The organism is Niabella sp. (genome assembly GCF_030150205.1).
Taxonomy (GTDB): domain Bacteria; phylum Bacteroidota; class Bacteroidia; order Chitinophagales; family Chitinophagaceae; genus Niabella.
In genome coordinates this window covers 20,498-41,788 of the sequence record NZ_JASLGT010000017.1, presented here as the reverse complement: position 1 = coordinate 41,788, position 21,291 = coordinate 20,498, and the positions used below count along the sequence as shown (strand labels likewise).

Genomic DNA, 21,291 nt, shown 5'->3' with positions numbered 1-21,291 from the left:
TGATTAAAATTTGTTGTTGTGTAAAATCAAAGCCCTCTACCTCTCTGCGTTCTTTGTTGTTCCTGCTGTTTGGATTGAGCGATCAGCCATTCATTCAAATCATCACAGTATTGATATAAATGGCTGCTGTCGGTGTATTTTTCAGACTGCAATTCTTTATTCCAGGCAAGCGCTTTTTGTGTGTATTGCCTGCCGGAAATCCCCCGGTCTAAGAACAGGGAGATCGTATGGTGCTGCTCCATCAGGGAGCGGCTTTTTTCAAGAAACGAAAGAGAATTAAGCACCAGGTAATTGGTCAAAACCAAACCCGCTTGTGGTCGTATGACTGGCAGTGATAGAAAATCAAAGAAGCCTTCTAATACAGAAATATCCCGGCTGCCATTGTCAAAAAAAGTAATGTCTTTTGGTGAGCTGCTGCCCTTAAACGTTGGGCTTCTCAACTCAAAACCACCCAACCGGTTTTCAAACCCGATCACCGTTTGCTGTTTTCCGTACAGTGAAAAATCAACTTCTTTGCAGTATTGCCGCGCAATGTGAAGCGGGATTTTTCTTTCTTCCAGATAGGAAAGTAGCGAAGAGCTTTGTAAAGGCCGAGAGCCGGTAATAATGATTTTCTCCCCGCCTGGCTCTTTCTTTTCACCAGCCATGAGCGAGGGATGTTGTTGCTGGTGAAAAGAAAAATTGCTTCCCATATTTTGCTCAATAATTTTTGTTGCTGCTGTTTTGGCATCGCACCGGAAAAACGTTGCGGCAAAATCAATGATGTTGCCGCCTTTTCCTTCCCCATGATCGTAATAAATATTACGGGTACGGTCTACTTTAAATGAAGCGGTATGCTCATTTCTAAAGGGGGACTTATACCAATAATCCTGCCTTGTTACACTATCCGGCATAAAGCCAAGAGATGCTAACAGTGCTACCAGTTCCACTTTTTTTGCTTCTTCAAATATCATTTGTGCGGGCATATTCTTTTATTTTTTACTGGTTATAGCGTTAGCAGAAACAGGGAGGTACGGTGGGTACTCTGGTTCAATGATGGGTTTGTGGCCTTTTTGTTTGAGATAGGCCAATACTTCGGAGCGAAGAAAATACACCCGACCTCTTTGTTTATGGCAGGGCAGGCCGCGTTTCATCCAGTCATGCAGGGTAACCAAAGAGATGCGGAACATACCAGCGATCTCTTTACGGGTTAGTAAGGGTTCTTCACCTTCGGTTTGCGTTGGTTGTGCAGGAATTTGCTCTAAACATTCCTTTATTGCTTCCTTAATCCACCTGCGAAAATCTCCCTCGTTGGGAATAAATAGTGTATCCATAAAATTGATTTTTATGGATGCAACATGGATCAGATTTTACCCAAAGTCAATGATGGATGGAGTATGGATTTTTTGGGATTAGTAATAAATCAGTTACAACGAAGTTCAGGCAAGTGGACGCAGGTAAGGGAATAGTGAAAGGGTAAATAAAAAGAGCTTCATCAGTAAAAAAAATCTTCCAATGCCTGAATAAGCTGTTTTACTTTAGGGCTTTTATAGTTTATTAATTCATTTTGGCTGCGGGCTTTCCCTTGCAGTGTATTTAATTTTAGATTCTTAAAGGCTTCAAAGTGCAAAGCAAGTATCGCCGCAATATCTGTATCCGAAAACTTTTTAAAAAGCTGTTCACCTTTTTGCAAGGACGAAGGGGCCTGAACGTTTTTCAGCAGGATCAGCAGTTGGATCATCAACATTTCATGGTTGCGGTTATTCAATTCAATACTTCCGGTACTAAAAGAATTGGTTAGTTCCCTTAGTTCTGTATCGGCTGTTTTCATAATCTGGTCGATATGGCCGGATAATTTTTCAACCAGTATTTTAACCTGCTGGTCGGTATTGGCTTCTTTTGTCGTGCCGACCTCCTGGATAATAGATTGAACACCCGCAGAAAGTTCCTGTTTTAAATCATTTTGTTCCTGATTAATTTTCTCCCGGATCTGGTCATGCAATTCGGATTGCTTTTCAGTAACCCACTCAAGGGCGGCGTTTAATTTCCTTTGTTGGTGGCCTTTTCTTTTCAGCCGGTCGTTGATCTCATATTTAAGAAACCGGAGAAAATCAGCTTTATCCGGATACAGGCTATAATGAAATTCAAGATACCGGATAATATCAAATCCTTCGTATTCATACAACTTGTTGAAGATTTCGTTTACATAGCGTATTGCAAATGGCTCTTTAGGGAAATACAGATAAAAGTTCTGCTCATAGTCTCCAAGCCGGTAAACAAAATAGGCGGTAAACCCTCCCGGAGTAGCAGAGTATCCCGACCGGAAACCGAATGTAGCCAGCATATTCCTAAAAATCATCCGGGAAAACAACCATTTTCTTATATTCATAGACTAACGTTTTTCTTAGGAAGAAATATTACTACCTAAGTTAATAAAAATTATACATTCCTGAACAGGCATAAAAAATCCCTGACAGTGGCTTACTGTCAGGGTGTAGGTTAGGATCATCAATACTTTAAACTGCCTTTAGGGCTGTATCATTTTGATTTGTTGCGCTCTTAAAAGCCAGCAACCTACCCGAAAATTCTTTTTTAACTTCTCGCCCATAGTCGCCCAGGTAGATTTCTGTTGTTGTCAGGCTGGCGTGGCCTAAAGACTCCTTAATGTATTCTGTAGTCGCTCCGGACTCTTTGGAATGTGTGGCATAGGAATGACGGCACACCATATTGTTTGGCTTCCTTGATAGTTCCATATCTTCCCCAATAATGACCATCCCGTCAGTAATAAATTTAGTTAATGTTCTAACGCGGCTGTACTGCTCCATCAGGTTCATTGATGCATCTAATACCGGAAAGATATAATTATCCGGGCGCCGATCCTTATTTCCCCACTTTTCAATAATAGCCTGCATGTCTTCATTTATATAAGCTGTAATTACTATGGGATCATCTTTCATCGAGCGCTCCGTTTTCGCCCGGATAAAATGAAGAAATTCTCCATCAATATTCTCATATTTCAGGTAGGCAAGATCCTTAGGATTCATGCCATTGCCGAAATAGCAGAAAAACCAATAAGCTTTTGCTCTCTGGATGTGTTCTTCTTCCGGCTCAAATTCATACAAACATTGAACCTCTTTACGTTCTAATGATTTCTTTGCCTTCTTGGCTGTCGGAATCTTGTATTTCTTCTTTCCAAAAGGATAAATATCCGCTTTCACCAACCCTTGATCAATCGCCTCATTAAATACCGCACGTAAAGAACGCAGCTTTATTCCTACTGTGGCTTTGGAGCTTTTATTGTCATCAATCATCCAACGCTCAAACTGAAAAAGGTATTGGCGGGTAATTGCTGAAAACGGAACATTACCCCGAAATTGCTTTAATGAGGTATAAGAATCCCGGTAACTTAATGCCGTACCTATCCTACCTTCCATCAATAAATTCTTTATATAGCTGGTAAAGGTTACTGCGATGTAATCGGCAGCGGGGCTTTCTTCTTTGAAGATTGGAAAGCGTTCTTCGTAGGGGGAAAAATCAAATTCAACTGATATTTCTTGTTGTTTCAGTTCTGACGGCTGATTTTCTATGCATTTTTTTTCTGCCTTTTTCTTACGCTCTTTGAATAGAGGATTATTCTTTATAAATTCTTTTTCAAAACAATCAAACTCAAATGGATTAATAGCCTTCACCGCTGTAGCTGCGTTCCTTTCTACTTCCAGTAATGATGCTCTTACTTTTTGCAGTACTTCACTTATTCGGGGCGCCGAAAATTTGTTATAGTCTTCCTGTGTAAGATCGTAAATAGTAGGGTAATATTCTTGTTTGCGATTAAATGTTACCCGCAGCTTAACCGGATAAAGGTTTTCTTTTTTAACTCTTCTGGTGTCCAAGACAATAGCGATACTTACTTCCATAGCTTAAAGATTTTTTTGTTTAAAAAAATCTCCATTTGATTTGCATACAGATTTGCATACAATCAGCGGTTAAACGGGATTTTTATCCGTTTAAACGAAGCTAACAAATCTCTCATTAATAATTGATAATCAAATAATTAAGTAAAATTTAATTAAACCAAGTTTAGATAAATTCGGTTCTCAGTTTGACTTAAAATCCTGTTGGCAGCAATGTCAGTGCGGGTTCAAGTCCCGCCTGGGGCACTGGTATCAATCAGATAGAAAGGTTCGCGCAAGCGAGCCTTTTTTATTTTAAAGAAGTTGCACATGAAACGCTCCGGAGATGTGAACTTTTTTACTCTTTGCCAGACATTTAGCTTTTTTCATCAGAGACTGGTTCAATCTATTTACAGCTATTTTAATAACGAGCTGCAACCATTCCCTTTCTACCCAAAAAATCACTATTTCATACACATGCAATCAATTGACTAAATACCCGGTGTTACAACAAAGCTCAAGCATATTTTGCTTGCTGTCAGGCTCAAACTAATAAAAGTCTCCGGATTCTTTGAACAGATATACTTATAAACAAACTACCTCTTTAATTGCTTTAGTTTATAAATTAACCACGCTGAGTAGAACGCTTCTATAATAAAAGCTACAGTAACTCCCAATATAAAACGCAATGTTTCACTTTTTCGCGTTATCGAGTTCTTAGCAAGATAACCATTAAATTATAGTAAAGACAATTTGGAACTTGGGAATTGAGACCTGGTCCGTAAAACTCAATTGCCATTTTCTGTAACAAAATTGATAATAATTTACGCAGTGAATGGCAAAAAAGGACTTACTCATTTATAAACAGGTGTGCACCAGTTAATACATTTCAATTAAAATATCCACAAGTTTACCGGGCATTGAAAGAAAGGGAGAATGCCCACTGGGAAGCTTATAAACTTTCTCACATTGAACATTAGTGACCATACTGCTTTTATCTAAATCCCTGGCTTCCGCACAAAGAATATAATATTTTTTAATGACACCGTAACTATCGTCTGAAACATTTACGGGTGTTGCAATACTTGCAACCGAATTCCAGGTAAGGTTCTTTTGAGCAAAGGTTATGTCTTCCTGTGAACAATCATGATAAAACAGTTGCTGAACAAGTTCAGGGTTCCATTTAAAGGATTTTTTGTCTTCTGTAAAAAGAAACCGCTCCGGTGCGGGCATCTCCTGCTTCGCAACAGAAGGGCCCTCTTTGTTTTGCCCGATTTTTTCCGCTAATGAAAATACGGACTCGCCATTTTGTGGCAAGAACGCATCAAGATATATTAATTTGTCTACTTTTTTAGCCCCCAAAAGATCGGCGGCTTGTGAAATAATCACTCCACCGCTTGAATGTCCTACGAGAATAACATGTCCATCTGTAGCGTTGGCTATATCCGTCACACGTTTCACGTCATCAATTAAGGTAATGTTTGCAAGTTTTGATGGATCGCTTCCACGACTGGGTAAATCAAGCGCTACTGCCTGATATCCGTTGGCCTCTAAAACCGGAATTATCTTTTTCCAACACCATGCACCATGACCAGCACCATGTACTAAAACGTATGTTTTGTTAGGGGATTGAGAAAATTTATAATGTGCCATAAACAAAAACAGTATTATTGATAAGAAAATATTTTTGCCAACAATAAATGATGTTAGCAAAATTGCACTGTGTTTGGCATTGCAAAGTGGTAAAAAAAGGACTTTTTATAACTGTAGGGTTCCTGATCTGAAACGATCCCGGTAAAGCTCTTTAGAAAGCCCGAGTTTACATTCGGGAGAATTGTTTTCCAATATATGAAATTCCTTTGGGGTTTGCCCGGTAAAGTTTTTGTAGTCTTTTACAAGATGCTGATAATCGTAATAATTGCATGCTGTTGCAATCCTTAACCAATCCCAGGCAGGGTTTGCATTTTTGATATTAAAAGCATTATTGAACTTTATGATTCTTGCGTAAGTTTTAGGATTCACACCTACCCTTTCATAAAACTTTCTTTTAAATTGTTTGCTACAAAGGCAGGACTGCCTTGCTAACCAATCAAGAGAGATTTCGTCTCCTCTTTTCTTCATCCAATTGGCTGCTGCATCCAGTTGATGAACATCCTTTAGTATGTTACCCACAAGAGATGTTGTAATCCTTTGCGCAATGGCCAGGAGCTCATCATAAGTTTTTGCCTGTTGCAATTCTTCAAATGCAAAACGAATCTTTGGAAAAATCGCTTCAGCGTCAAGGTATTTATTAGTCAATTCAAATGCGGAAATACCTGTAAGCCGAAATACTGTTGTCGGTTGAAAAACAATCTGGAAATTTAAAAGACTGCTGCTGTTGTACCTGGGAGTAACGGAGGTTTGCTGGCCCGCTAACGTAACAGGGAATAAAAGCTCCTTTGTATTACGGTCAGCGAATTTATTTTCTATGCTACCCTGAAGAACAAAATGCAAACATACTTCCGGTTTGGGTGGATAAACTTTAAAGAAAACTTCGCTTGTTTTATCAGATTCAAAATGTACAATCCTGTAACATTGTATAAACCCTCTCAGTCCCGGATCTGGTAAGAAATCTCGTAAGAGCATAGCATTCATGTTTTCTCGTTCGCTTCCTGTCTCATTTGTCGACAGGCAGTTTAAATAACCTCCAATTCCTATATCATCTTATGGTGTGACTAAAGCCGATGAACAAAATACCTGCTCTAATTTATTAACTTCTGTCGACTTTGAATATCACTAAAAAAGGCGATGCTTAATAACTTAAAATCAATTGCGGCGCTGCGCTGCAATAAAGCATAACCCCGGTTCGAAAATCCTCATACCGCCTGTTCGCTTTGCCGTGTTGTTCTTATTTAAAAAGTTTTAAACCGGCCGTGTTTTATTTTTTTACAGCCATTACCCTATCAAAAGCCGGCTTGGGTTTGCCTTGCCTGTCAAATAAAAGGGGATAATTGGTTCTGCCGGGCACCGGCCAGTTATTCAGCCAGCTCTGCGCATCATGTACTCCCCAGAAGGTAACACGGCTGATATGCTGCCGGTGCTTTACCAATAGCCTAAACAATTGCTCATAATCTTTCGCCAGCTGCTCCTGCAGTGCCGCCGGCAAACCATTTGGATAGGGGTTCATTTCCGGGGCCGGAGCAAACTTTTGAGTCACCTCTGCCCCGGTGGTATTTCCAGGGCGTGGAAGGACATCAATGTCCAGCTCGGTAATCGCTACTTTAATACCCAGCGCGGAAAACTCGATGATGCTTTGCTCCAGATCTTTAAAAGGTACCTGCCCCAGGTGCCAGTGTGCCTGGATGCCCACCCCATCAATTCTTGCACCGGCGGCCTGTAGTTGCTTTATGAGCTCGATGGCACCCCTTCGTTTTGCCGGCCGTTCAATATTATAATCGTTATAATACAAAAGTGTTCCAGGCGCCGCTTTCTCTGTAAGCTTAAATGCTTCTTCAATATAAGAAGGGCCCAGCTTTTCGAAGAACACCGATCTGCGCAGCGTACCGTCTTCATTCAATGCTTCGTTGACCACATCCCAGCTGTTTACCCGGCCGGCATATCTTGAGGCAATTGTGCTGATATGCTGCTGCATAAAAAGGCGGAGCGAATCAGGGCTTTGAATGGCATGTACAAAACGAGGTAGCTGGCTATGCCAGATAAGCGTATGTCCTACAATGAACATATGCCGGCGTTTTCCGTAATTTACATAATCATCCGCCCGCTTATAATTGTACCGCTCCCATTGCGGATGTATGGCATCAGCTTTCATTACGTTCTCGGGTGTAATGGCGTTAAATTGCCGCGGTACCAACAAGGCAGCGCCGGTATCCTTTTCTTCAACCTGGACGGCATTAAGTGCTGTGCCTATAAAAAAATCTTTTTTATACGCTTCTTTCAGACTTGCCGGCGCGTTGCCGATCTTCCGGTTGCCCGCACAGCCGCTTAGAAGCACCGCCATTATTAAAAAAGCCCATTTTTGCTTCATTGAGCATCCAGTTTTTTCCATTCATCCATTACGATCTTATTCCCAATGCTACTGCATTTTATAGAAATCTGCAGCAGCACGCTCCTCCGGCTTATAACCTTTAACCCAAAACAAGGTTGCACTCCACATCGCAGCACCAACTAATACAAAATACATAATTATCCGGTTAGAACAACAGCTGGCTAAAAGGTGCTTTTACAAATGGGATATGAAGCTGACCCGCTCAATCCGAAAATCCCGCGGGGTGACTTATCAAAAAAAAAGTCCTGCCTTGTTATCTTATTAACTCGTGATGACGTTATGATAGCGTTCCAGATAAAAAAGCCGGTCCCTTATGCAGCAGTAAATTTGTAAGCAACATCGCACTTCAATACCTGGAGCTTTTTTCTTTCCGGGGAAATAACATCCCTTCCTTGTCAAACAGATCCTCCATCAGGCATAGCAACGTACTTCGAATACACGGGCCAGCGGATCACCATTGGTCCTGGTTATCGTAATACGTACGGTATCTGCTTTAGCCGCAGAAAAAGTATGGGCAACCTTTCTTAAGAAGTTATTTTTAAACACGGTTTCGTGCACCACCTTACCATCCAGCAGCATCGTAATTTTATAATCCGCTACCGTTTCCGGCTGAACGCCTCTTACCTGGTTTTTCATCACTGCCTTTTCCCCGGAAATACGCAGGAACCTGTTTAAGCCGGTATCAAAAGTACATTCTACCGTAGCTATGCTCAGGGGTTTCGGCCATTTCAGCTCTATCCATACTTCGCCTGCGCTCATATCTGCCCGCCATTGATGCGCGTTGCCATCGGCAATATCCCGGTTGACCCCGTCAATGACATTAGCCGCTTTTCCATCCATCGTTTCGGAAGAGGCCCTTACCTTCGCGAGCCTTGCCAGATCATCCGGATCTGTATTGCGAACACCCAACATAGCCTGATCCTGCCTCAAAAGCAGTTGTTGTAACCCGGCAATTTGCGCAGGATCGGCACATAGCGCTTTAGGCGTAATACTTTTATGAATACAATAAGCAGCTGCCGTTCCCACCGCCTGGCCTAATAAGGCGCAGGTGGCCATTACCCTGGTAGTAGACAACGCCACATGCGACACACTGATGTTGCGCCCGGCCATTAATAAATTACTAAAACTTTTGCTGTACAGTGAACGCATCGGGATGGAATAGGGCCCTTTTAACGGGATAGACCGGAAGGGATTTAAGGAGGTGTCATCCATACCGGCTGGCAAATGATCATCTAAAGGCCAGCCCCCATAAGCGATCCGGTCTTCAAATAACTGCGGCGACTGGATATCTTTCTGAACCAGGACATAGTCGCCGGTAATCCGCCGGCTTTCTCTTTTTCCCTGGATAGCACCGATCCAGGATAAAGCCCAGTTATCAGCATTAGGATGATTCCCCGAATTCTTGATATAATCCCATACGCCAAACAGCACGCTCAGTAATTCATGCCGTAAAGCCTGTCCGTCCTTAATGATATCGACCGTCCCTCCCAGTTCCAGCCACCAGTAACCATATTCCCAGGATCTGATCTTCCGGTAAATAAAATCTTTAGCCGTATACTTCCTGGCCCAGTTCGGTGGTGTGTAAGGCACTGGCTTATCCTGCTCCTCAGCCATAAACAGGATGCTGTTGCCCATGGTGATACTATCTGCTTTCTCCAGGCCTAAAGACTCTCCCCATTGAGACCGGGCTTCCCTACCGGTCATAAATGCTGCGCCGGCAAGTGCTGCCATCGTACCGTCGCCGGTACAGTCTGTATAATACCTGGCACTTATTTCATATAATTCTTCGGTGGCTGAACAGAAAGCCCTGGCAAGTGTAATCCGGTCGTTTTTGGTTTGTACCTCAAAAAGCATGGTATCGAATAACAGGGTAATGTTCTTTTCCGACATCACTTTATCGTACATAACATAATCAAACACTTCGTACGATTTCTGCGGATTGGTTACCGATTCCGTCAGCATAATTTCTTCGAGGATCCCGGTTTCCCTCCATACCTGCTTTAATTGGGTGGCACCGCAAATATGCATCCGGATCTCGCTGCTGGCATTTCCTCCTAACCGGGAGCGGTTTTGAAGAAGTACCACTTTTACGCCATTCCGGGCAGCCGCTATCGCCGCACATACGCCCGCCATTCCCCCGCCTGCGATCAATACATCTGTGTCCAGCTTCCGGGTTGCAAATACTTCTTTGGGAAGTGCAAAACCGGCTAAACCCTGCTTGCTTTCTGCGCCTGACGTGGCTACAGGGCTCATCAGCAATGCTCCGGAGCCTAAGCCAAGCATCTTTAGAAACCCTCTTCTATCTTCTTTCATAATCCTAATTTAATTTATATAAATCATAAACAACGGCCTTCTGTCCGGTGTTACCCGGCCTAAGGAAAATAAAACTTTCTGATATGATAAGGCAGGTTGATCAGAAAACGCTGTATCTTTTTTTCGTTATCATTTCCAATCAGGGTTTTGTTCCAGTTTGGGATTCGCATTTATTTCTAACTGCGGTATGGGGAAATATTTATGTTTGGGCTGTACGTTTCTTGCAGGGTACACATCATTCACCGCGGCAGGTATAACGCTCAGGAATTTACCCGTACGGCTCAGATCGTACCAACGATCTCCCTCAGCAAACAGCTCCCAGGACCGCTCCTGCAGTACCGCATCTGTAAACGCCGGCTGGGATAAACCCGCCGCCACATTGGCACCCGTAGCCCTTTTATGAACTGCATTTAAGTATGAATAGGCTTCAGCCGGACCATTCATCCTGTTTTCCGCTTCGGCTGCAATTAAATAAACATCCGCCAGTCTTAATATGGGTATATTACAGTTGGTTGCCGACCCGATGGTATTTGCATCCATATACTTATTAACCAAAACAGCATCGGGCGTAATGGGTGTAATTTTATTCCGGGGTACCACAGCACCGCTTTTATTGATGTAGCTGGTGGCCATTAGCTTTTCCTTACGCTTGTCTCCTGCATCAAAAGAATTGTAAAAAGCGGGGTAAGCAAATATTGACCCAAAGGTCGATTTCCCGTATGCGGGACCCGCACTGCTGGCAGGGCCATACAATGATAACAGGCTACTGGAGTTTCCGGGCTTTTCGCGTTCCGCCTCAAAAGCCCAGATATTTTCCTGCCTGGCGGCATCTTCCTTATTTACATCATAAATATCATACACATCAGCCAACAGGGAATATTTACCGGATTCCAGCACCAGCTTTGCCTTCTGCAACGCGGTGGGCCAATCTTCATTGTAAAGCGCCGCTTTTGCATACAAGGCCATGGCGGCTTCTTTGCTGGGCCTGCCTTTTACCGTTCCTGCGGGCGAATAGATATTCAGATTGGTTATGGCGCTATCCAGGTCTGCATAGATCTGCCTGTAAATTGCGGTCTTGCTGCTTTTACCCACATAGGCTTCTTCCAGCGATCTGCTGGGCGTAATTTTAACGGGTATTTCTCCAAAGTTCTTAGCCAGCATCCAATGGAAAAAGGCTCTCAAGAAAAAGGCTTCACCAAGAATTTCCTTTTTTCGTGATCCGGTCATTTCAATTGCCGGAACCTTTTCTAAAACCCAGTTTGCCTTTTCGATACCGGCATAGCTTTTCTCCCATATATTTAAGGGCGATTCCGCGACCCGGTCAAAGCTGCTCTGAACAGAATATTCAGGGTCATAGATAAAAAGTGTCAATGTATTTCTGCCTACTACCGGCCGGGGATAAACCTGGTCGGCGCTAAAGTCAGGTACCAGTAAAGCGGAAGGTCCGGCATACAATCCGGCCATATCATTGTAAACGCCATTGATTGCGGCCTCGGCATCGGCCGGTGTTTTGTAAAACTGCTCCATAAAAATGGATGAATAGGGAATTTCCTCAAGCTTCCGGCATCCCGAAAGCAGACTTACCAGCACAACGCCCCATAAGCCTATATAAAATATCTTGTTCATGCTATTTCTTTTTTTAATTAAATTCCTGTGACCGTTTACAAATTAACCTGGATACCTGCAATAAACGATTTGGCAGAGGGGTAAACGAGGTTGTCGATACCGATCTGCGTATTGCTGTTTCCGAATGAATTAACTTCCGGATCATAGCCACTGTATTTGGTAATGGTAAACAGATTGTTGGCGCTTACATATACCCGCATATTTGAAAGGCCCTTTTTTAACGGCAGCGTATAGCCAAGCGTTATATTTTTAAACCGGACAAAAGATCCGTCTTCAATAAAGCGGTTTGTGATGGGCAGCCGGCCTCCCTGGAACCCGCTTACAAATTCGTTTGAAGGATTGGAAGGGCTCCAGCGGTCGCGGACCCCGCTTAACGTGTTTCGCTGCCCCAGGGGATTTTCATAAGTATTGCGGCTGATATTGTAGATATCGTTGCCCTGGCTACCTGAAATGAACATGCTGAAATCAATTTTTTTATAGTTCAGATCAGTAGCAATTCCAAATATATAATCCGGGTTCGGATCACCGGTGATGGTTTGATCTAATGCCGTAATTTGTCCGTCGTTGTTCAGGTCTTTGATCTTTGTTCCGCCCGTCCGGCTGTCGGACCCGGGAAGAATGGTTTCACCGGTCTGGTAAATACCGTCAAAAACATAGGTTTTAAAAAGGCCTAGCGGGGAGTTCAGTTTAAGGATGGTATAATTATTAACAAACAACTCGTCGGTGAGGCCACCATCTATACCGGTTACTTTATTGCGGTTAAAGCTGATGTTGCCGCCAAGGTTCCATTTTACACCGGCGTCCAGTATCCGGGCATTCACAGCAAACTCAAGGCCCTTATTGTCAATTCCGGCAAAGTTGCCGGTTATGCTGCTGTAGCCGGAAGATAAAGGGAGACTTTTAACGTACAGGAGATCTTTGGTGTTCTTGTCGTACACGTCTATTACTACATTGATGCAGTTAGACAACAGGCCGATATCAAGCCCGATATCTGCCTGGGCCGACTTTTCCCAGCGCAGGTTGCTGTTAGCGATGGCCGTTGGGCTGATACTGGTCAGGTAGATATGGTTAAAGGAATATCCACCCCCGGCTCCAACCAGGGGCAATGATTTATAGGGGCTGATAGAAGCCGCATTCCCGGTTACACCATAGCTCACCCGAAGCTTTAAGTCGCTGATAAAGCCCACATTTTTCATAAAGCGCTCTTCTTTGATCCTCCATGCGGCGGCGGCGGAAGGAAAATATCCGTACTTATTATTCCTCCCGAATTTTGTAGCACCATCTACCCTGGCGGTAACATCCAAAAGATATTTATTCCTAAAGCCATAGTGAACCCGGCCCATGTAGGAATCCAGCCCTTCGCGCGAACGGGAGCTGGAGACCGTTGACGTTAACGCCAGCTGCAATGCTTCATTTAAAGTTGCATCGTTGGGAAATCCGGAGGAGCTGATTGCATTTGCATCATTAAGATTGGTTTGCGTGGAAAACAGGCCGGTGATATTCAGGGCATGATCCTTCCCAAACTGTTTATCATAGGTTAACAGGCTTTCATGAAGCAAAACAGTGGAATTGCTGTTCTCTTTCCTGGCACTACCGGAGGTGGCATTGATCTCAGCAGCAGATAACCTTGAAAGGGGCGAATAAAAATCACCCAGGCCGGAAGACAGTATAATATTTAACGAGGCCCGGTATTTCAGCTCCGGGAGAATGCTGGCCTCTGCATACAGATTGGTCAGCGTTCTGCTCAGTTTTTGCCGGTTAAGCCGCATTGTTAATCCCAGCGGATTTATCACTTCCTTGTAGCGCCCTTCCATCTGATCCAAAAAAGGGAAAAAACTACCATCTGCACGATAGGGCTGAAGTGTAGGCGGCGCACCAACTGTAGCGCCTAAAACGGTACTGACGATCCCAATAAAATCCGTAGCCGCGGTGGCAGGGTTATTGTTGATATTGTAACTTCCTAAAATACTGATCCCGGTCCTGAAGCGGTCATTGATCCGGTGATCCAGGTTTAACCGCAATGAATACCTCTTAAAATCGGTATTTAATACCACTCCTTTCTGATCAAAATAATTTAAGGAGAGCATCATCTGCGTTTTTTGATTGCCGCCTGACACCGCAACCTGGTGGCTTTGCATAGGTGCGGTCCTGAATATGAGGTTTTGCCAGTCTACCCCTTCTCCCAGGGAGGCCGGGTCTGGATAGATATTTGTTTTGTAAATTTCATTTTCCAACGCGGCAAATTCCGCGGCGTTCAACAGGTCCAGTTTCTTACTCACCTGCTGCGTTCCATAAAACCCTTCGTAGCTGACACGGGTGCGCCCCTCCTTCCCTCTTTTAGTGGTAATGAGCATCACCCCGTTTGAGCCCCTCGCCCCGTAAATAGCCGTAGAAGATGCGTCTTTAAGGATCTCTACAGATTCTATATCGTTGGGATTAATTGCAGAAAGTGAGCTGATATCGTTGATACCACCGGAATTGGTCAGCGGTATCCCATCTACCACATACAAGGGCTCCGAACTGCCGTTGATAGAGTTGGCCCCACGGACCCGCACACTGATATTTCCCCCCGGTGCAGCAGAATTTTGAGTAACCTGAACGCCTGACACCCTTCCCTGCAAACCCTGGGCAACATTCACCACAGGGGTTTGCATCAGTTCCGAGCTTTTCACCGATGCCATTGCCCCGGTTGTGGTCATTTTTTTCCGGCGGCCATACCCTACCACAACCAATTCAGAAAGGTCACTCTTTTCTTCAGTTAAAACAACATGGATCGTGGTACGGGATGCAACCGGTACTTCCTGTGTTTTAAATCCTACATAGGAAACGATCAAAACGGCATCATCATCAATATCCTGTAAAGAAAATGCGCCCTCCCTGCTGGAGGAGGTTCCTTTCTGGCTGCCCTTTACGGTAACAGATGCACCGAATAAAGGATTGTTTTTTTCGTCAACAACTTTGCCATTGACATTTATTTTTTTCAATGGAACTTCCGGCTGATCCAATGCCGTTTTCTCTCGCTCTTTGATGATCACGCTTTTCTCAAATATGGTAAAGCTGAGCTCCTGGCCGGCCAGCGTCTGTTTCATGACTTCTGCCAGCGGCGTGTTGAAAAAACGGACACTGATCACCCTTTTGTCCTTTATGATTTCAGGTAAATAAAAAACATCATAGCCGGTCTGCCTTTTGATCTCCCGGAAAACCTGTTTGACGGTTATTTTCGGCTGGCTCAGGGTAACCTTTTGCGCAAATCCCCTTGCACTCACCTGTACCATCGTTGCGATTAATAAGACAGTAGTTAGCTTAACTTGCATGAGCCGTTTTTTTGATATGTAGCGACGGGACCAGGATAAAATTCCCGGATAAAAATTGTACATTTGATAATCTGGTTTAAATTCAGAAATGGTTGACAATACTCATTTTGTTTCAGATCAGATGCAGACCGGGGGTGGTTCCAAGCACTTCCGGTCATTTTCTGGCATAGACCCGCTATGGATCATTTTCTATATGGCTCATGGTTTAATTTGGTTTATATGAATATGCTGTTTGCTGCGCTATTTTTTTTCGACAAGGATCTTCCTGCCTTCCAGGCTGAAATGCAATGCACCGGTCAGCTCCATTACTTTTAATATATTATTTACGTTTTCATACTTTGAAATGGATCCCGCCAGCAGCCGTTTGCGCAATGAATTATCTTTATATTCAATCGCAACATTGTACCATCGCCCGATCTCCGACAGCGCCGTTTCCAGCGTTTTTCCATCAAACTGGAAATAGCCGTTCTTCCAGGCAATCGCTTCCTCCACATCCACTGACTGAACCCGGAAATTTCCATTGGCTAACAAAGATTGCTGACCGGGTTTCAATCGTGTTATTTTATCACTTCCTTTTATACCTACATTAATACTGCCTTCCATCAATGTTGTCTTAACTACGGATTCATCCTGGTAACTGTTTACGTTAAAATGCGTACCCAATACCTGTATCTCCTGCCCCCCGGCTTCTACAACAAAGGGATGCAGCGGATCTTTGGCGATTTCAAAATACGCCTCTCCATCCAGCTTTACCCACCGTTTACCGTCTTTCTTTAAGGCAGCGGAATAAGTTAAACTCGAAGCGGCATTCAGCCATACCCTCGATTTATCCGGCAGTGTTAAAATATACGTTTCCCCTTTTGCGGTTGCCAGAACGTTGGTTTTATCAGGGTCACCTTCAGTTTTTTTAACCTCATAGATAAGCTCCCCGTTTCCAGTTTTAGTAACGCTGATACCGGCTTCCTCGGCGATTTCCCCGGCTGAAATATCCGTCAGCCTGATTTGTTTACCATCAGCGAGTGTAAGCGTTGCACCTTGCCTGCCGGGGGTAACCTGCCGGGCAAGCGCATTTGAAGGATGCTGTTGCGGATGCCGCCGGGCCATGAAAAAAGACAGCGCCGCAGCAATAAAGATAACCGCAGCAGCGGCGGCAACCTGTAAGCGCCATTTCATTTTAACCACTTTTTTCTGTGGCCGGGCGTTAATATAGGCCAGAATCTCCGCCGAGCGGTTATCCCTTAAATGCACCTTATCGTCAGCGGTCATTTCATCCCATCGCGCGTCCATCAGCTCCGCCAGGAACGCCCGGCATCCACTATCATTCAATAGCGCATGCCATTCCTGCAATTCCTCCCCGGACAGGTTCCCATCCAGGTGCTGCTGATGTAAATATGCTATCCTTTTTTTATCCATTACTAAAGGCTCTTCTATATATAGACGGTCCGGAAATAAAAAGTGGGTAATGAAGAAATAAAAATTATGGCCGGCGCCTGGCACTTTTTAAAATTTCATCAACCCTGGGGGCTATGAGTGGGTTTGAACCTGCCTGTGCTGACAAGTCTTTTTCCAGTGCCTCGTCAATAAATAAAATATTAGTTGCAAGTAAATCAAAGACCTTATCAACCTGGTGCTTATCCAGTTTATCCAGGCTGTGCACCAGTATTTTCAGCGCTGCTGTATGAAGCGGCTGCTCCTTAAGTTTCTGCAGTAAGGTATTCTGAACTTCAAGGCGCAGGCCGGGAAAATTATGCAGTATTAATTGCTGGGCAGCAGCATCTTTCCAGCGCGCACCGGGAATTTTCTCCAATGCCAGAAGGGGTATCCATTCATCCTTACCGGCAATGAGCCCAATGATATCGGGCACAAAATTTTTGAGTTGGGCATCCGGCAGTTCCGTTAGAATGAAGCGCTGGTAATCTACATTTCCCGATGTCAGCATCGATCGGATCAAACGATCGTCTAATAACTTCCGGGTATGTTCCAATATCCGGGCAGCAACCGGCCCGTTCACAATATGCCACAATGTATGTACCGTATAAACGGCTCCCGGTACCACTACATCCTGGAACGACTTACTGGTGGCACCCGTTACACCGTCAACCTTGCCCGAATATACTTTAACGCTACGGTCTATCATATCTTCCGCCTCATAATCCTTAAGCATGGAGCGATCGTCTGCCAGTATAACATGCAGCTTTTTATGATCGGCGGCTGTAAATACTACATGATCAAATTTAGTAAGCGGCTGGTTTTCCGGCGTTTTATAATCCACAAAATGCCCCAGTAAATTCCAGTAAACCCGTAAATTAACCGGTTTACAGAGGCTATCGGAACATACCGTGGTAATGATCTGTGCAGCATATAAAGCGGGCATTTTTTCCGGATCTGAAAGCAATTGAACGTTTAAAAGCAGGCCCTTATCCGTACGAAAACTGAAAGCCGGGTTGGTTATATAGCCATCCTTTTCCTGGGCCAATCCGGGAATCGCCGACAGCAATACGGCCGGAAGCAATAGCAAAAAAGTTATTCTTTTAATCATCTATAGTACCTGGCTTTGTTAAACCGGGGCAACCAACAATAGGATTCCTATACAGATGACGTTCGGAAAGTAAAAAGTGGGTAACAAAAATTAAAATAATTTCAATAAGAGCAGTATCATCACTGCATCGGTGTGCTTAACCAGGTGGGCCCGCAACGACCGCAATGCCAGTTTCATATGAGTACGCACCGTAAGTGGTGACAAATTGAGCTGTTTTGCTACTTCATCATTCTTCAATCCCTGCTGGCCGCACAACCGGTACACGCGTTTTTGCTGTTCCGGCAGCAGGTTAATCGCTTCTTCCAATATTTTTTTTGCATCGTTCAACAACACCTGTTCTTCCGTATCATTGTGGGTGACCTGCCTGTTTGCGGCGAGCGCGGTATCTGCCCGGTGCTTCCTGGCCCTGCTGCGAAGAATATCCAGCGAACGGTTACGGGTAAGTGTTCTGAGGAAAGCAGCCAGGTGCTCAATGTTGGCGCATCCGGCACCAAGCTGCCATAACTTTAAAAAAACCTCCTGCACAACTTCTTCTGCTTCGGTCTCGGATTTAAGATACCATAGCGAGAACGTGTATACCTGCTCATGGAACCGATCATAGACGGCCTTAAAAGCATCCTGATCGCCATGACTTATTCTGAGTAGTAATTCGTTTTCAATATTAAAGGTATTCACAGCACCCAATCGTTCTTGCGGCCAAGTTACAAAAACTTTTACATATTCGCCGTTGGTGCTGCATAAAAGAAAAGTGCCGACGTTGAAAAACAGGAACAATAACAAACCGGTACCCGAGCGGTTGCTGCAGCTACGCAAACCTTTTACTTCCCCAAAGGATTCTTTATGGCATCTAAAGAACGGATAATACCGGCCGGGCTCCCTTCCGGCTATCCGTTAATGAAGACATCCTTTTCAGGCTTCGTCTTTTGTATTTTTTACAAGGCCTATACCAGAAGAAAAAAAGATCAATCCAATAACACCGATAACAATCAGTGATCTGTAGCTGGTACTTTTATTGATCAGCTCATACCCGGTATAAATTAACCCAATGATACCTAAAACGGTAAGGATGGTTCCAAAAATGCGTTTCACGTTCATACACTTAGCTTTAAATTTATATACGCAATATCTATGCCTACCGTTCAAAATAAAAAAAAGCAAATGATAATCAACCGCATATAGCAGCAGGCAGGTCCCAAAGCCGGCATCGTAGGGTACCCCCCAATACAAACCGGTTGATAATGACTTTACATAGCGGGCATCAATTCCTAAAATTTGCAAACTTATTCGCTTCATCAATTGACGACCGGCTTTAGATTTTTAAACTTTTTGACATCTTATAGTTCGTCAAATCTGTTCCCTTTATATTAACGGTTTGTTCTTCCAGGACCTTAAAACCATTATTTATAAAAAACGGCTTTGCTGTTTTGCTTACATCAGCGCTTAAAACCGTCTGCTGCAACTTCCCGGCTTCGGCCTCTATACTGGCAAGCAGTATCTGCGCAATCCCCTGTCGCTGGTGATCTTTGTGAACAAACAGGAGATCAACATAGTTTCCGTTGGCCAGTGTAATAAATCCCACAATTTTATCATCTTTCCAGGCAACCAAAACAAGCTGCTCCGTCAAAACATCGTTCCATCGTTTTTTGTTTTCAACGCCCGATGCCCACATGTTAATCTGCCGGGTGTCATAATCGGCACTGCAAACATTCCTTATGGTTTCTACATAAAGTTCCTGCAACGCAGCCAGATCTTCCCGGCGCCCCTTTTTTATTACAAAATGATCGTTAATCAAGGTTCGGTCAAACATGGTATAATTGATTAAGGCGTCAAGATAAGGCTTTACAAAGGAAAAAGATCAAAACAGATCGCCTCCTCCTTATACGTATTTCTACTGAGTTTTACAATTACGCCTTTCTACTATCAAACAAAAGCAGGGCACCGCCTTATTTTGCAATTCAAAAATATAATATGCAAAGAAGAATCTATTCTGTATGCCTGGTCTGTTTTGCTTTGTTCCTGGCCACACTTTCGTGCAAAAAATCTGAAAGCCTGCAACATGATTTGTACGGCAGTTCCCCGGCTACTGCCATTCCTGCTGAAATAAACGGCGGACTTTGGTTCTGGGGCAGTATTGGCCCCATTTCCTACTACGACCGTGACGGACATCAGGTAGGCAATGCTACGGAAGCAGCCAGAGAATATCGCTTCGCCGAAGTAAACGGTAAAGGGCGATTTGAATTCACCCAATACCTGGGTATGCGAAACGCCGGTAACTGTGTTACGGAGATATATACTACAAAAAAAGGCACGATCACTTTCGAAGGCACCGATAAGCTTACGCTATACCCGGTAGAAGGAAGGTTCAGAACCGTCAAAAAAGGATGTAGCAATAATGGGAGCACGGAACGTATGGCCACAACGGATGAACTTAAACAGGAAACTTATTTATGGGAGACAAAAATATTCGCGGGAAAGACATTACTCTATATTTACGAGGCAAACGATGCATTAAAGCTGGATCCGGTTTTTGTTTACAGTTATGCGCAATAAGCCTCCCTGCTTTTTCAAAAAGCATATTCAATCCATGGCCAATATAATCCTGCGCTACAGCTGCCTTGCAATTATGACCTTGCTGGCAGCTGTTGCCACAAAAGCACAAAAGCTGATAAAAACGGATATAGCAATCTTTGTGCAATCGGTACCGCAGTTACCCTGTTTGCCGGAAGAAGTGCACCGGCGATATACAAAAACAACAAAACACGGGGAAGAATTTAGCTATAATGAGGCTTTGAACCCGCCGTTTGAAAAGGTAAACGCCTGGATAGCGGACATTCATGATGAAGAAATAAAAAGAAAAATCCGCGGGCATCCCCGCAAGGACATGAGCTATAAAGTTCAGTATGACGATGAAAAGCTAAAATTAATGCTCCGTCCGCCGGCGGGGCCGCTGGCCCTCAAAAAAGCGGCGTCTCTAGGCCCGGCAATCAAAAACATCGTGTCCCGGTTGGCGGAATTGGAGAAAAATTTCGACTGGCAAAGCTATTATAAGCAATACGACGGCTTTCAAAAGGAACTTATTCAGAAGACCGCCCAATGGGAATCCAAAAATCAAAAGCTGCAGGATGAAATCCCGGTAGTACAAACGGAATACGGATTACAGAAAGATGAAAAAAAACAGGCGGCTTTATCCGCGCAAATGATCAGGGAAAAAACGTTATTTCAAAATGCGTTGTATAGCCGGCACTGCGTTGCATGGTCATCCTCTTTTCAGAAATATAGCAAAAGTATTGCTGTATTACAGCAATTACTGCTGCAAATTAATTATGGACAGCAATTAAGCCCGGATACACAGCAACTGCTGTTGCCTTTAATGGCCGATGTGCAGGCAAGGGCCCTGGAATCGATAGAGCGCATGATCTGGATGGAAATGATCCTGCTGGAGCGGGGCGAAATACTGTTCAATGAACAGCGCATTGGTCATTTTTTCATGCGTAAATAAAGGCACCGGTCCTGCTTTCTACGTACTACTACGTATATCTGAAGATCCGTATTCCTTCGCACAAACAGACGGCTGACATGAATTTA

At 43.9% G+C, this 21,291-nt stretch carries 17 protein-coding genes; 2 read left to right on the top strand and 15 right to left on the bottom strand.

Annotated features, from left to right (window positions below):
* Positions 1-26: 26 nt before the first annotated feature.
* The 15 genes from Q1V85_RS13965 to Q1V85_RS13895 all read right to left on the bottom strand — a co-directional run bounded on the left by Q1V85_RS13965 (position 27) and on the right by Q1V85_RS13895 (position 19,513).
* On the bottom strand, positions 27-965 hold the full coding sequence (locus tag Q1V85_RS13965) for a CHC2 zinc finger domain-containing protein (RefSeq protein WP_300600933.1): 939 nt from the start codon (positions 963-965) through the stop codon (positions 27-29).
* Positions 966-971: 6 nt separating this feature from the next.
* Positions 972-1,313, bottom strand: a complete 342-nt coding sequence (locus tag Q1V85_RS13960) for a helix-turn-helix domain-containing protein (RefSeq protein WP_300600932.1) — start codon at positions 1,311-1,313, stop codon at positions 972-974.
* 161 nt (positions 1,314-1,474) lie between these two features.
* Positions 1,475-2,368: a hypothetical protein gene (locus tag Q1V85_RS13955; protein ID WP_300600930.1), complete on the bottom strand. Its 894-nt coding sequence runs from the start codon at positions 2,366-2,368 to the stop codon at positions 1,475-1,477.
* Positions 2,369-2,495: 127 nt separating this feature from the next.
* The gene (locus Q1V85_RS13950) at positions 2,496-3,893 is read right to left on the bottom strand and encodes a site-specific integrase (RefSeq protein ID WP_300600929.1); all 1,398 of its coding nucleotides are present in this window, start codon (positions 3,891-3,893) and stop codon (positions 2,496-2,498) included.
* A gap of 855 nt (positions 3,894-4,748) precedes the next feature.
* Positions 4,749-5,522 carry an alpha/beta fold hydrolase gene (locus Q1V85_RS13945; RefSeq protein ID WP_300600927.1) on the bottom strand — a complete coding sequence of 258 codons (774 nt, stop codon included), beginning with the start codon at positions 5,520-5,522 and terminating at the stop codon, positions 4,749-4,751.
* 105 nt (positions 5,523-5,627) lie between these two features.
* Positions 5,628-6,503, bottom strand: a complete 876-nt coding sequence (locus Q1V85_RS13940) for an AraC family transcriptional regulator (protein ID WP_300600925.1) — start codon at positions 6,501-6,503, stop codon at positions 5,628-5,630.
* Positions 6,504-6,786: 283 nt separating this feature from the next.
* Positions 6,787-7,893, bottom strand: a complete 1,107-nt coding sequence (locus Q1V85_RS13935; protein ID WP_300600923.1) for an endo-1,4-beta-xylanase — start codon at positions 7,891-7,893, stop codon at positions 6,787-6,789.
* 432 nt (positions 7,894-8,325) lie between these two features.
* The gene (locus Q1V85_RS13930; RefSeq protein WP_300600921.1) at positions 8,326-10,227 is read right to left on the bottom strand and encodes an FAD-dependent oxidoreductase; all 1,902 of its coding nucleotides are present in this window, start codon (positions 10,225-10,227) and stop codon (positions 8,326-8,328) included.
* Positions 10,228-10,356: 129 nt separating this feature from the next.
* Positions 10,357-11,853: a RagB/SusD family nutrient uptake outer membrane protein gene (locus Q1V85_RS13925; protein WP_300600920.1), complete on the bottom strand. Its 1,497-nt coding sequence runs from the start codon at positions 11,851-11,853 to the stop codon at positions 10,357-10,359.
* 35 nt (positions 11,854-11,888) lie between these two features.
* Positions 11,889-15,167, bottom strand: coding sequence for a TonB-dependent receptor (locus Q1V85_RS13920; RefSeq protein WP_300600918.1), 3,279 nt, complete (start codon positions 15,165-15,167; stop codon positions 11,889-11,891).
* Positions 15,168-15,407: 240 nt separating this feature from the next.
* Complete coding sequence (locus Q1V85_RS13915; RefSeq protein ID WP_300600916.1) at positions 15,408-16,580, bottom strand: FecR domain-containing protein; 1,173 nt, start codon at positions 16,578-16,580, stop codon at positions 15,408-15,410.
* 64 nt (positions 16,581-16,644) lie between these two features.
* A complete protein-coding gene (locus Q1V85_RS13910) occupies positions 16,645-17,706 on the bottom strand; it encodes a hypothetical protein (protein ID WP_300600914.1) in 1,062 nt (353 codons plus the stop codon).
* Between the two features lie 90 nt (positions 17,707-17,796).
* A complete protein-coding gene (locus Q1V85_RS13905) occupies positions 17,797-18,381 on the bottom strand; it encodes an RNA polymerase sigma-70 factor (RefSeq protein WP_300600912.1) in 585 nt (194 codons plus the stop codon).
* A 234-nt stretch (positions 18,382-18,615) separates the two neighbouring features.
* Positions 18,616-18,801, bottom strand: a complete 186-nt coding sequence (locus Q1V85_RS13900) for a hypothetical protein (protein ID WP_300600910.1) — start codon at positions 18,799-18,801, stop codon at positions 18,616-18,618.
* 214 nt (positions 18,802-19,015) lie between these two features.
* The gene (locus Q1V85_RS13895; RefSeq protein WP_300600908.1) at positions 19,016-19,513 is read right to left on the bottom strand and encodes a GNAT family N-acetyltransferase; all 498 of its coding nucleotides are present in this window, start codon (positions 19,511-19,513) and stop codon (positions 19,016-19,018) included.
* A 161-nt stretch (positions 19,514-19,674) separates the two neighbouring features.
* Between Q1V85_RS13895 and Q1V85_RS13890 the strand changes: the two genes are divergently transcribed.
* Together Q1V85_RS13890 and Q1V85_RS13885 are read left to right on the top strand one after the other, a co-directional pair.
* The gene (locus Q1V85_RS13890) at positions 19,675-20,256 is read left to right on the top strand and encodes a hypothetical protein (RefSeq protein ID WP_300600906.1); all 582 of its coding nucleotides are present in this window, start codon (positions 19,675-19,677) and stop codon (positions 20,254-20,256) included.
* 34 nt (positions 20,257-20,290) lie between these two features.
* Positions 20,291-21,205: a hypothetical protein gene (locus Q1V85_RS13885; protein WP_300600905.1), complete on the top strand. Its 915-nt coding sequence runs from the start codon at positions 20,291-20,293 to the stop codon at positions 21,203-21,205.
* Positions 21,206-21,291: the final 86 nt, after the last annotated feature.